This window comes from Streptomyces sp. YIM S03343 (genome assembly GCF_054729195.1).
Window position 1 is genome coordinate 6,731,987 of sequence record NZ_JBPUKX010000001.1, and the last position, 12,897, is coordinate 6,744,883.

The following is a 12,897-nucleotide window of genomic DNA, read 5'->3' on the forward strand; positions in this document are numbered from 1 at the left end:
CGTCACCCACTCCGAACCTTGAGGAGACTGCCCCATGACCCCGCCGAACGAGGTTTCCTTCCTGCTCCCGCGGAGCCGCCGAAGCGTTCCCAGAGCCCGGGCACTGCTGCACTCGGTGCTCGGTGACTGGGGAGTTGCGCAAGAGGTGCTCGACAACACCGAGTTGGTGCTCTCCGAGCTTGTCACCAACGCCCTGCGCGTGCCGGTGCCGAGTGACCGGCAGGTGGGGGTGCGGATCGAGCGCCGGGTGCCGGAGGGGCTGCTGCGGATCGAGGTGAGCGACGCCGGGGTCGGCACGCCCGAGGTCCGGGAGCCGGGTGAGGACGAGACGAGTGGGCGGGGGCTGCTGCTCGTGGCGGCTCTGGCGCACCGCTGGGGTTACGAGGCGCGCCCGGGCGGGATCGGGAAGACGGTCTTCGCCGAGCTGAAAGCCTCTGACATCGTTGCCGGACCCGAAACGCGGGAGACGGCTGCGGTACTGGTCCTGCCCGGGCAGCAAGTGCGGGTCAGGAACACGTGGCGGACCGTCGTCGGCGTGGAGAGCGGGCCCGGCGTTGTGGTGCTGGAACTCGATGACGGCCCGCCGCTGCGCGTGCCACCGGTGGAACCGCTGGCCGTACGGGTGGGGGAGTGAGTCGGATAATGAGGTGCGTCGTGGCGACGCGGAGCGGGGTGCCGGTCTGATCGGCGCCCCTCCACAGCCGGTTGTCCGCTGTGGAGGGGCGCGTGTGTCAGCGGGATTCGGAGGGTGAGGCCAGCGACTTGAGGTGATCCCGCCAGGCGGTGGTCACACTTGGCGGGATCTTCGTGGTGAGGCCGCCTTCTTTGGTGAAGGCAAGACCCTGGCTGTAGGCGCCGCCGCCGCAGCCGTCGGACTGGCGCGTGAGCTTCACGTCGTAGGAAGCGTCGATCTCGGGACTGCTGCTTCCCTTCGGGGTGACTCGGAAGTGGACCGTGCCGAGGTCGGGGTTCACGTCGTCGGGAAGGCGCAGGCTCACCTGCGTGATGTTTTCCTGTTCGAGCTGATCCTTTACGCATTTGCCCCCTGCGCACAGCTCGTAGGAGGCGCCAGCCAGGTCGGTATAGCCCTGCTGGAGGAACATCACGCCGATCTGCGATGTGACGCCGACGTCGGCGCACGGCTTGGAGCTGCTGCAGGCCGACGTGGCCACCGCCACGGTGGACAGGATCGCGAGGACTCCCAGTCTGGTCGTTCGTTTCACCACTTCTTGACCCCTCCCGGGAGTGCCTTCTCTGCCAGTGCGATGTCCGTGAAGTACACCGTGCACTTGCCGTCCCAGGCGTCGCTGCACTCGCCGTCGTCATCCATGGAGTCGCAGCCCGAACCCGAGATGATGCCCTTGGCGTTGACGTGCCCATTGGACTTCACGGTGTAGACGGGGCCGCCGGAGTCACCGTGGATGAGGCACGATCCCGAGTTCTTCTGGCCCTTGGTTATGTTGTGCGCCACGTCCCCGTTGGCGTACTTGTATCGCAAACTGGTCTCCGTCACCTTCCAGCCGCACACCTCGCTGGAGCGGGCGCCTCCGGTGCAGAACTTCTGTCCCTTCGACGACCGCGTGGTGAACCGGTTGTCCACCCGTCGCATCACACTGTCGTGCTGGTAGATGCGAGCGGACACGTTGTACTTGTTCTCGATGACTTTGATCAGTGAAAGGTCTCCCGACCAGTAGTTCTGGCCGGAGAGTTTCACAGAGCCCTTGCCGTTGGCGTAGTTGTCGACGTTGACGAAGCCGACGGTGACCGAGTTGTCGGTGCCGCTGTTGTCCCAGCTGTCCATGTATCCGTCGGCGTAAGTGCAGTGGCCGGCACTCACGATGTAAGGGTTGCCCTTGTACGTCCAAGCGAAGCCGGTGGTGCATACATTGAATTTCTTCTTCTGGTCTCCGTCGTACCAGTGAGACTCGTAGCCGGCTCCCCCCTTGTAGGGGTTCTTGTCAGTCCATCGGGTCGACGTCTCCTCGATCTGGGTGACGCCGGGGTTGACCCGGACGGTGACGGCGTCGGTGCCGTACCGCTGACCAAGCCTGTCGGCGAGTTCGGCGTTGTCTGCGGCGATCTCTACGATGACCTTGTCGGTCTCGGCATCGACTTCTGCACTGGCGAGTGCGGAGGCGCCGGGAAGGTCATCCTCGTCGAGCAGCAGGACCTCGTCGGCGATGGAGTCGAGTTCGGCCTGGCTGTGGTCGACGACTTTGGTTGCGGGAACCACGGTGGCGTCGGTGGTGGTGACCGCGTCGGCCACGTCGTCCTCGGTCGTGGTGGTGCCGTCGGCGGCCTCGTCCGCGTCCTCCACCGTGGTGTCGTCGCCGCCCTCGTCGACCGGGATATCGGTCAGGGAGATCGTCGCAGTGGCGTCGGCCTTAGCGTCGCTGTCGGTGACCGGGGCGACGATCTTGCCGGTGTCCTGGTCGAGATAGGGCGGTGCGAGGGCGTCTGGGGACGCCTGGGCCCGGTCCTCGGCCGCCTCCAGGGCGTACGACTCGACGGAGGTCGGTGAGGCCAGGCTGTCGAGGTCGGTGCCGTCGTCGGTGACCTCGACCCGGTTCAGCAGGACGGCGACGGGTGCGGAGGGCGCCGGGGAATTGGCGCCCGTGAAGGTCACTCGCATCTGGAGGTCTCCGTCGTCCGTGACGCCGTCGGTGGTCCAGGTGAGCGCCGGGGTGACACCGTCGGTCATGGCGACCGGCCAGGTGACGGCGGTGCCGTCCGAGGCAAGGGTGACGGCGGAGGCCGGGATGTCCGACCAGCTGTCGCTGTCGCCGCGCCGGTACTGGAAGGTGGCCCCGGTCAGGTCAGTGGGCCCCGCCGCGGTGAGGGTGACCGCGTGGCCGATCTCCTCGCCGGACAGCGGCGCAGTGATGCCGGCGGCGCCGACGTGGAAGGTGTAGACAGTCGCGGCGGAGGTGTTGCCGGCCTTGTCGGTGGCGGTCACGGTCAGCTTGTGGCTGCCCTCGCTCGCCGGGGCCAGGTCGATCGTGGTGGCCGCGGCGGAGGCGGCGACCGTGGTGGCCGTACCGCCGTCCAGTGTGTAGGCGAAGGTGTCCAGGCCCTTGTCGGCGGACGTCAGCGTGAACGTCCCGGTGTCGCCCGCGTCACCGGCCCAGGCGTCGTCCGGGAAGTCCGGCGAGGAGACCGTGGGCGCGGCGGGCGCGGCGGTGTCGACGGTGAAGCGGTAATGGGCCGCGGGGCCCCAGGCGCCGGCCGAATTGACGGCGCGGACGTGCAGATACCAGGTGCCCTGCGCGACGGTGCCGGTGTAGCTCGCGGTCGTGGAGCCGACCGTGGTGTCCGGGACGGTGGTGGCACTGGAGTCCACGGTGCAGCTGTAGCCGGCCGCGGCGGCGCTGGTCGTCCACGTCGCCTTGAAGCCGGTCGCCGTGTAGGCGGCCGTCTGGTCGGGGTGGGTGGAGGAAGTGACCGCCGGCAGCAGGCCCAGGGTGGAGTCGACCGTGAAGGCGTAGTGGGCGGCGGACGCGGACCAGTTGCCTGCCTTGTCCCTGGCCCGGACATGCAGGTACCAGGTGCCGTCGCCGCTCACCGTGCTGGTGAAGGACGCGGCGCTCTGAGTGGTATCAGTGCTGCTGGGCAGCGTCGAGCCGCTCTGGTCCACGGTGACCGCGTACGCGGACACACCGGAGGTGTCGCTCGGGGCGGTCCAGGTGAAGGAGGCCGTCCGGCTCGCGTACGTGGACGCGCTCAGTGGGTGCGTGGACGACATGACGGTCGCCGTGCCCGGGGCCGTTGTGTCGACATTGAACGGGAAGGTCTGGGTCGGTGACCACAGTCCTGCCGCGTTCCTGGCCGCCGCGTGGACGTACCACGTGCCGTCGGTCCGGTCCGTGGCGGACACAGTTGCGGAGGTCTGGGTGACCGTGGTACCCGCACTGGTGGCCGGGCTCTTGTCGACCTTGACCGCATACCCGTCGATGCCGCTCATGTCGTCGGCGCTGAGCGTGCCGGTGAAGTCGTCCGCCGCATACCAGTTGGCGGACGAGCCGTGGCTGCTGCTGGTGATGACGGGCGCGGCCGGAGCCGTTGGATCGACGGTCAGGGTCCGCCAGGCCGACCATGCCTTCGACAGGTCGGTCGTGTCGTACGCCTTGACCCGCCACTTGTAGGTCCCCGCGGCCAGCGTCCCGGAAGTCCAGGTGCCGATCCGGCCGGACAGCACGTACTTGGAGTTGCCGGTGGTCTTCCGGGTCGTCAGCCCGCTGTCCCACACCTCGAAGGTGTAGCGGAGTTGGTCGGAGTCGGCGTCCGTCGCACGGGCCCGGAGGGTGGGAGTGGCGTCCGAGGTGACGGCCGAGGCGAAGGGAAGGATCTGTGTGGCCGTGCTGGGGTACGAGTTGTACGTCACGGTCAGGTGAGGCTCGGCGGAGTTGTCGCCGGAGGCGTAGTTCGCCGACCGGAAGCGGCGCCAGGTCAGCGAGTCGGTCTCGCTCGCGCCCCGAACCTGGATCCCGTAGTTCGTGGATCCGTCGGCCCAGGACTGGACGATGTCGTCGATGTCGAAGTTCATCGTTCCGGCTGGGCAGTCATCCGAGTAGCCCTTGGCGGCGGTGTTGGTGACGGCTCCTGTGGTGGTTGTCGAGGGCTGGTCGTCCCAGGTGACGCTCGACGAGGACCAGGACGAGGTGATCTGCCGCACCTGGGTGCCCGCGCCCGACGTCGAGCACGAGGAGGACCAGTACGAGTACAGCGCCAGGTTGGTGTCGGTGATGTGCTTGCCCGCGAAGTCAGAGACGTCGAACTTCAGGTACGAACGGGCCTTGGTAGAACCCGCGTTGTACGTCCCCGACTTCAACTCCGTCGAAGAGACCTGCGAGTCGGTGTAGTTGGTGGCCACCCAGGTGTCCGTGGTCACCGCGAGGGTGGAGGTCGGATCCACTGCCACCGGGTAAGTGGCCGCGGCCAGGAAGTCCGCGTCCGGCGTGAGGACCAGGGTCTGCGATCCGTCGGCGGCGGTCTCGATGTCGGCGTCCACCCGGGCCTGGTTCTCCGGCTCGCCGGACAGCCCGTCCTTGCTGGAGTCCCACATCATCGGCGCGGGCGCCTCGGCCACCAGGTCGCCGGAGGAGTCCTTGAGCAGCAGGTGCCCCGAGTCGGCCTCGGAGAGGCGGAGTCCGTGCAGTTCCAGGGGGATTCGGTACGACACCGGTCCGTCCGGCGCCCGGTCGAGGAGCACGCTCTGGGAGAATCCCTGGGGCAGAGCGGTCACCTGGAGCGTCTCGCCCCCGCCGAGCGCGTACGAGGCGGTGTCGCCGTCCACCGTGGGAGTCGGCAGCTTGTCCTCCCAACCGAGCCCAAAGGTCTTGTCGTCGTCCGACACCGAGGCCAGATGGGTGTCACCGCCGTCGGAGACCGCGATGTCCGCGGCCGCGGTCTCCGGCGTGAGGTCGGCACCGGTGTCGGACAGCGTGGTATCGATGTCCTCCCATTTGCCGTCCTTCTTCACCCGCACCTGAGCGGCGAACGCCTCTGCGGTGAGCGTACCGTCGGGATTGGCATAGGTGGAGCCGGTCTCGTTACGCTCCGAGAGGATCTCGATACGGCGGTTCTCGGCCTGGGCCAGCACACGAGCCGTGCTCTCATCGGCGGCCTCCGCAGGACCGAAGTCCCGCTGCTCGGTCGCAGCCGAAGCAGCGGTGTCCGAGGGCGTGTCATCGGCGGCAGCCTGTCCGACAGTTGATAAAGCACCACCGGCCAGGGCCAGCACCAGCAGCGCCGCGGTGACGACCGTTGTGTGCGTTGGCCTGTATCTGTGTCGCATCAGCGACCCCTCCCCTGTTCGTGCCGGGCAAAGGGCGTCCGGCATGGGGAGTTTCACAAAGACCACTGTCAGCAGTGCAGGTTTACGAATCATCACACACGGCAGGTATGCGACATCTTGCTTCTTCGGTCCAGCTCGGTCTGGACCAAGCTAACATGATCTTAGCGTCTGATTTGACCAACAATCAGATTCCAGAATCTACCGAGAAGTAGCTATTGTCGTCCCCGTGGATTCTGGATGGACGCTCTCACGCCCCCCGCTGAATGTAATGGAAATGTAATATTCAAGTAGTCCATGATCAGGCCAGTCGGCGGGAGGTAGCAACGAGATCGCAGTTGACCTGCGGATCCTCACCGCCCGCCGCCACGAGATGGCTGCGGACCGCACCCCAGCGACCAACCGGATGCGCGCCCAGATGCTGGAGCACTTCCCGGCCTTGCAACGCGCCTTCGACACAGCGCCTCCAAGGCATCGCTGGTGTTGCTGACGGGATATCAGTCTCCGGCCACCTGTACTGGAACGGCCAGAACCGTCTGACGGCCTGGCTGAAGAACCGAAGGCCAGCGACGCCGCCGCGGTCGCACGGTCGCCGCGATCGAGGCGGCGCCGGTGGCGCTGACCACGGCCGACGAGAATCTGCCCTTCGTGCAGAGCAACGGAGGGCAGGTAGTGGTCCGGCGTGGGGGATCACTACGGGAGGGTCAGGATGTCCGCTCCCGATTCCGTTACCGCCAAGGTGTGTTCGAACTGGGCCGTGCGTTTGCGGTCTTTGGTGAGGACCGTCCAGCCGTCGTCCCACATGTCGTACTCGTGGGTGCCCAACGTCAGCATCGGTTCGATCGTGAAGGTCATGCCGGGCTGGATGACCGTCGTCGCGTGTGGGCTGTCGTAGTGGGGGATGATCAGGCCTGAGTGGAAGGACGAGTTGATGCCGTGGCCTGTGAAGTCCCGTACCACGCCGTAGCCGAAGCGTTTCGCGTACGACTCGATCACTCTGCCGATCACGTTGATCTGGCGGCCCGGCCTGACCGCTTTGATGGCGCGGGTGAGGGCCTCCTGGGTGCGTTCCACCAACAGGCTTGATTCCTCGTCTACTTCGCCCACCAAGTACGTCGCGTTGTTGTCGCCGTGCACCCCGCCGATGTACGCCGTCACATCCAGGTTGACGATGTCGCCGTCCCTCAGCACCGTCGAGTCCGGGATGCCGTGGCAGATCACCTCGTTGACCGATGTGCACAGGGACTTGGGGAAGCCCCGGTAGCCCAGCGTGGAGGGGTAGGCGCCGTGGTCGCACATGTACTCGTGCGCCACCCTGTCCAGCTCGTCCGTCGTCACACCGGGGGCGATGATCTTCGCCGCCTCCGCCATCGCCCGCGCGGCGATCCGGCCGGCGGTCCGCATCGCCTCGATCGTCTCCGGGGTCTGTACCTCCGGGCCGGTGTACGGCGTGGGTGCGGGCTTGCCGACGTACTCGGGGCGGCGGATGTTCCCCGGTACCTGACGGATGGGGGAGAGTTCCCCGGGCACGAGCAGTGACTGGCCTGACATGCCAGCGAGTCTAACCAGGGGGCGTGGGGGAATATGTGGGTGGCGAGAGGAGCTGGTCATGGCCCTGTTCAAGAAGCGGACGGCCGGGAAGCCCGGTGAGTGGTTCTACTGCCTGGAGCACAAGAAGGTCGAGGAGGGGCCGGAGTGTCCCGCCAAGGACCGCTTCGGGCCGTACGCCTCCCGCGAGGAGGCCCAGCACGCCATGGAGACCGCCCGCGAGCGCAATCTGGAGTGGGAGAACGATCCCCGGTGGCACGACAGCCCGGTGCGCGAGAGCGATGAGTGATCAGGGGCGGGGGGCCGGCTCAGGGTGCGTCGCGTTCCACCGCTCGCGCAGGCGCACCGCGTGTTCGTTCGTGCGGGCGTCGTACGTCATCAGCTTCGGCAGGCCCAGGGCCAGCAACCCCACTGCGCCCGCGCACAGCAGCCCGCCCGACCATACGGAGGCCCGCACGCCGAGCCATGCCGCCATACCGCCCGAGCGGACCTGGCCCAGGGTCGGGCCGACCGAGTAGGACAGCAGCTCGATCCCGGCGAGCCGACCGCGCAGCTCGTCCGGGATGGTCTGGTTCCACATCACGCCCCGGAAGATCCCGCTCACCATGTCGCAGCCACCGGCTACCGTCAGGGCCAGGAGTACCAGCCAGATGGTGTGCGTCGCTCCTGCTGCCGTGATCGCCACGCCCCAGAGTGCTGCCGACAGGGCCACCATGCGGCCGTGGCGGTGTACCCGGGCCGTCCAGCCGCTGGTCAGGCTCACCAGCAGCGAGCCCAGCGGCACCGACGCGTACATCAGGCCCAGCGACCACGGCGCGTCCAGCTCGTCCGCCAGGAACGGCAGCACCGCCAGCGGCATCGCCAGGAACATCGCCGCCAGGTCGATCGCGTACGTGCCCAGGAGTTCCTTGCGGCGCCAGGCGTAGCTCGCTCTAGCTCGCTCCCTCGGCGATCGAGCGAAGGGACGGGCGCGCCGCCTCGTGGGCGGCGGGGGACGGTGCCATCGGGATCATCAGGACCAGGGAGACCCCGAAGGTCAGCAGGTCCGCCGCGTACGCCGACGGCAGCCCCGCGTACGCCACCACCACGCCCGCCACCGCCGGGCCCGCCACCCCGCCGACCGTCCAGCGCAGCGAGTTCAGCGACGCCGCGGCCGGGAGGTCGTCGTGCGCCACGATCCTCGGCCACAGCGAGTCCAGCGCCGGCCGCTGCACCGCCCCCAGCGCGGAGGACAGCGCCGCCACGGCGTACAGGGGCCATACCGCCGGGGTCGGCAGCAGTGCGTTCAGGAGCAGTGCCGCCGACAGGACGCCCTGGCCCGCCTCCGTCCACACGATCAGCTTCCGCTTGTCCAGCGCGTCGGCCAGCGCGCCGCAGTACAGGCCGAACACCAGCAGCGGCAGCAGCTCCACCGCCCCGATCGCGCCCACCGCCGCGGCCGAACCCGTCAGGTCCTTCAGCTGCACCGGCAGCGCCACGAAGGTCAGGAAACTGCCGAAGTTCGAGATCAGGCCCGACAGCCACAGGCGGCGGAAGTCGGCCGAGGCCCGCCAGGGAGAGAGGTCCGGGAGTACGGCTCTGAGCCCGCGCGAGGTGGCGGTGGGCTGCTCGGCGGGACCGGTGTGCTCGGTGGGGGCGTCGGCGGTCACGAGCGGTCATCGTCGGGCCGAGGTGCGGGGAGGAGCAACCGCTTTTCCCGCCTCGTCACAGCCCTGGGCTCACCACAGCCCCGGTGGCGGTGCCGTCAGTGAGTCCGCCAGGCGGGACAGCCGGTCCCGGAAGGTCCGGCGGCCGCGTGGGGGTGGGAGCGCGTTCTCACCGGCCGCCGCGCTCACCAGGTGCTGCACGGTGTCCAGGTCCAGCTCCGCGCCCTCCGGGACGGCCAGCGACTCGTGCGCCACGGCCGACAGCTCGTCCTCCCCGGCGCCGCCCAGCGCCAGCACCGTCACCCCGGCCCGCCGTGCGTCGTGCACCCGCTCCAGCAGCGGCGGCGCCGTCCGCGGGGCCACCACCAGCAGCGTCTCGCCGCGCCGGGCTCCCGTGATCCGGCCCAGGCCGACCGACAGATGCGCCGGGTCCGAGGGGCGCGGGCGATGTCGTACCAGCGTGGGGGTCAGCTCCGGAGTGCCGGACCAGGCGGCCTCGTCCACCAGATGGGCGGCCAGATGCCACGGCTCGTACTCCCGCGTGCCCACCAGCAGCAGGCCGCCCCCGTGCGACACCACCGACCCGCGCAGCGCCCCCGCGAACCGCCGGGCGGCCGTCATCCACTCTGTCCCGGCCAGCACCTCGCGCAGCAGCGCGACCCGTACGGCATCCATGGCGCCGCATCCTGCCGCAGGGGGCGACTTGTGACCCGCAGTTCACGATGAGTTCGCTCGACCGGGGGATGGGCACCGGTTCCGTATGACTATCGGACCGCAGGAGGACCAGCGCATGCCTAGCGACACAGGCGCCGCACAGGCCACACGGGCTGCACAGGCCGACCCCACCGTCCCCTTCCGCGCCGGAACCGACGGCTACGCCAGCTACCGCATCCCCGCGATCGTGCGCACCGAGCTCTCCGGCGCCCTGCTCGCCCTCTGTGAGGGGCGCGTCGACTCCGCGAAGGACCACGGCCGGATCGACATCGTCAGCAGGCGCTCCACCGACGGCGGCCTCACCTGGGGCCCGCTCCAGGTCGTCGCCCACAACGGCGAGCAGCTCGCAGGGAATCCGGCCCCCGTCGTCCTCGACACCGGCCGTGTGCTGCTCGTGCACGTCCGTTCCGCCGCCACCGCCTCCGAGGACGCCATCCTGCGCGGCAAGGTCAGCGACGCCGACGGCCGCCGTGTCTGGGTGCAGCACAGCGACGACGAGGGGCTGACCTGGTCCGCGGCCACCGACATCACCGCGCAGGTCAAGCGGCCCGGCTGGCGCTGGTACGCCACCACGCCCGGGCACGCGCTCCAGCTGAGGACCGGCCGCGTCGTCGTCCCCGCCAACCACACCCTGCCGCCCACCGGCAAGGACACCGGCACCGAGGCCAAGTACAACAGCGGCCACTGCCTGCTCAGCGACGACCGCGGCGCCACCTGGAGCATCGGCTACGTCGACGAGAACACCGACGGCTACATCAACGCCAACGAGACCACCGCCGCCGAACTCCCCGACGGCCGCGTCTACTTCAACACCCGCAACGACTCGCCCTCCCCGGGCAACCGGGCCGACGCCCACTCCGCGGACGGCGGGCGGAGTCTCGTCAGGCCGTTCCGCCCGCAGGCCGGGCTCGCCGCGCCCGTCTGCCAGGCCGGCGTGCTCCAGCTCCGCGACCCGGACGTGCTGCTCTACTCCGGACCCGCCGACCCCGGCTTCCGCGCCCTGATGACCCTCCGCGCCTCCACCGACGGCGGCACCACCTGGCGCCCGGTCCACACCGTCGACGGGCTGCCCGCCGCCTACTCCGACCTGGTCCGCGTCGACCAGGACACCGTCGGACTGCTCTACGAGACCGGGGACTTCGGGGCGTACGAGACCATCACCTTCCGGCGCGTCCCGGTGACGTGGCTCACCTGAGGCCCGTGCGCCACCGCCGTAGACCCGTGCCCCACCGCCGTAGACCCGTGCTCCACCGCCGTAAAGTCGGCCCATGACCTCTACGGACAGCGCCGACGGCGCACAGAAGGCTCCCGCCAAGGACCCCTGGGACCTGCCCGACGTCTCCGGGCTGGTCGTCGGGGTGCTCGGCGGCACCGGACCGCAGGGCAAGGGCCTCGCCTACCGGCTCGCCCGGGCCGGGCAGAAGGTGATCATCGGCTCGCGCGTCGCCGAGCGGGCCCAGGCTGCCGCCGCCGAGCTCGGACACGGCATCGAGGGCCACGACAACGCCGAGGCCGCCCGGCGCAGCGACCTCGTGATCGTCGCTGTGCCCTGGGAGGGGCACGGCAAGACGCTGGAGTCGCTGCGCGATGAACTCGACGGCAAGCTCGTCGTCGACTGCGTCAACCCGCTCGGCTTCGACAAGCAGGGCGCCTACGCCATCAAGCCCGAGGAGGGCAGCGCCGCCGAGCAGGCCGCCGCCCTGCTGCCGGGCTCGCGCGTCACCGCGGCCTTCCACCATCTGTCGGCCGTGCTGCTCCAGGACCCCGCGATCGAGCAGATCGACACCGATGTGATGGTCCTCGGCGAGGCCCGCGCCGACGTGGAGACCGTTCAGGCGCTCGCCGGGCGGATCCCCGGAATGCGCGGTGTCTTCGCGGGACGGCTGCGCAACGCCCACCAGGTCGAGTCACTGGTCGCCAACCTGATCTCCGTCAACCGGCGTTACAAGGCACACGCCGGGCTCCGCGTCACCGACGTGTGACCCGTGCATGACCCGTGCAGGGCCCTGCACGGCCCCTGCACGGGTCATGAATGACGCATGGGGGACACTGGTCAGCGCCGGTGTCCCCAGCATTCCCGACAGGAGCGGACCGCATGCCCCGCCTCTCCCTCTACGCCCTCTCCGTCTGTCTGCTGTCCGTGGCTGCGGCGGTGGTGTCCTTCGTCCAGGGCAGCTGGCCGTTGGGCATCGTGTGGGTGCTGATCGCCGGGCTGTCGTCCAACATGGCCTGGTACTACGTCAGGCGCGCCCGCGCCGCCCGGCCGGGCGGCCGCTGACCGGTGGGGCCGCTGACCGGTGGGGCCGGGGCTCAGGCCGCCTGGCAGAACGCGTTGGTGCCCTGCCAGAAGCGGTACATCTCCTGACCGCAGTACTGGTCGAAGTCGTTGATGCCGAGCCCGCGCAGGATCGCGTCGATCACGTTGAAGAACTGCGCATTGATCGACGGAACCCACAGCAGCGCGAACACGAACAGCAGACCGAACGGCGCGAACGGCTCCACCTGCCGCTTCACGTTGTACGACAGCCACGGCTCCAGCACCCCGTACCCGTCCAGGCCCGGCACCGGCAGGAAGTTCAGGAGCGCCGCCGTCACCTGGAGCAGCGCGAGGAACGCCAGGGCGAACCGGAAGTCGCTCGGCACCCCGTCCAGCGCGTGCAGCCAGAACGGCGCCGTGCACACCGCGGCGAACAGCACGTTCGTCAGCGGGCCCGCCGCCGAGATCAGGCTGTTCCGCCACCGGCCCCTGATCCGGCTGCGGTCGATGAACACCGCGCCGCCGGGCAGACCGATGCCGCCCATGATCACGAAGAGCAGCGGCAGCACGATGCTCAGCACCGCATGGGTGTATTTCATCGGATTCAGGGTCAGATAACCCTTCGCGCCGACCGTGATGTCGCCGCTGTGCAGTGCGGTGCGCGCGTGCGCGTACTCGTGCAGGCAGAGGGAGACGACCCAGGCCGCCGTCACGAAGAGGAACACCGCGACGCCCGGCTGCGCGGCGAACCCGGTCCAGGTGGCCCAGCCGGTGACGGCCGTGACGGCCAGGATGCCCAGGAAGACGGGGCTGATCCTCCGGTCGCTGTGGCGGGAGGCGGCGGTGACCATGCGTGGGGCTCCTGGGGGTTGCTGGGGTTCCTGGGGTTACTGGGATCCGGAGGTTCCGGGTGATACTGAGGTCCGGCCGGGGCCGACGAC

General features: G+C 69.3%; 10 protein-coding genes and 1 pseudogene. 5 read left to right on the forward strand and 6 right to left on the reverse strand.

Translation table 11 applies throughout. The annotated features are described in order from the left end of the window. Positions 1 to 34 precede the first annotated feature (34 nt). Complete coding sequence (locus tag ACSYGN_RS29810; protein WP_460401001.1) at positions 35 to 634, forward strand: ATP-binding protein; 600 nt, start codon at positions 35 to 37, stop codon at positions 632 to 634. Between the two features lie 97 nt (positions 635 to 731). Here ACSYGN_RS29810 and ACSYGN_RS29815 read toward each other — a convergent pair whose 3' ends face one another. The 3 genes from ACSYGN_RS29815 to map form a co-directional block, all read right to left on the reverse strand. Continuing rightward, positions 732 to 1,178: a hypothetical protein gene (locus tag ACSYGN_RS29815; protein WP_460401003.1), complete on the reverse strand. Its 447-nt coding sequence runs from the start codon at positions 1,176 to 1,178 to the stop codon at positions 732 to 734. Positions 1,179 to 1,219: 41 nt separating this feature from the next. Continuing rightward, positions 1,220 to 5,794, reverse strand: coding sequence for a DNRLRE domain-containing protein (locus tag ACSYGN_RS29820; RefSeq protein ID WP_460401005.1), 4,575 nt, complete (start codon positions 5,792 to 5,794; stop codon positions 1,220 to 1,222). A gap of 690 nt (positions 5,795 to 6,484) precedes the next feature. After that, positions 6,485 to 7,342, reverse strand: coding sequence for a type I methionyl aminopeptidase (gene map / locus ACSYGN_RS29825; protein WP_460401007.1), 858 nt, complete (start codon positions 7,340 to 7,342; stop codon positions 6,485 to 6,487). 58 nt (positions 7,343 to 7,400) lie between these two features. Here map and ACSYGN_RS29830 point away from each other — a divergent pair, with 58 nt between their 5' ends. Then, entirely contained in the window at positions 7,401 to 7,628 is a 228-nt protein-coding gene (locus ACSYGN_RS29830) for a hypothetical protein (protein ID WP_460401009.1), read from the forward strand. On the opposite strand, the pseudogene ACSYGN_RS29835 reads toward ACSYGN_RS29830, so the two are convergent. Beyond that, positions 7,629 to 8,988 (reverse strand): annotated as a pseudogene (locus tag ACSYGN_RS29835) (MFS transporter). Between the two features lie 69 nt (positions 8,989 to 9,057). Then, on the reverse strand, positions 9,058 to 9,660 hold the full coding sequence (locus ACSYGN_RS29840) for a hypothetical protein (protein ID WP_460401011.1): 603 nt from the start codon (positions 9,658 to 9,660) through the stop codon (positions 9,058 to 9,060). Between the two features lie 115 nt (positions 9,661 to 9,775). On the opposite strand from ACSYGN_RS29840, the gene ACSYGN_RS29845 reads away from it, so the two are divergent. The 3 genes from ACSYGN_RS29845 to ACSYGN_RS29855 all read left to right on the forward strand — a co-directional run bounded on the left by ACSYGN_RS29845 (position 9,776) and on the right by ACSYGN_RS29855 (position 11,977). Beyond that, entirely contained in the window at positions 9,776 to 10,894 is a 1,119-nt protein-coding gene (locus ACSYGN_RS29845; RefSeq protein ID WP_460401013.1) for a sialidase family protein, read from the forward strand. 73 nt (positions 10,895 to 10,967) lie between these two features. Next, positions 10,968 to 11,681 (forward strand): NADPH-dependent F420 reductase, encoded by a 714-nt coding sequence (gene npdG / locus ACSYGN_RS29850; protein ID WP_460401015.1) that lies wholly within the window; start codon positions 10,968 to 10,970, stop codon positions 11,679 to 11,681. A gap of 113 nt (positions 11,682 to 11,794) precedes the next feature. Continuing rightward, a complete protein-coding gene (locus tag ACSYGN_RS29855; RefSeq protein WP_460401017.1) occupies positions 11,795 to 11,977 on the forward strand; it encodes a hypothetical protein in 183 nt (60 codons plus the stop codon). Positions 11,978 to 12,009: 32 nt separating this feature from the next. Here ACSYGN_RS29855 and ACSYGN_RS29860 read toward each other — a convergent pair whose 3' ends face one another. Then, positions 12,010 to 12,807, reverse strand: coding sequence for a site-2 protease family protein (locus ACSYGN_RS29860; RefSeq protein ID WP_460401019.1), 798 nt, complete (start codon positions 12,805 to 12,807; stop codon positions 12,010 to 12,012). Between the last annotated feature and the right edge of the window lie 90 nt (positions 12,808 to 12,897).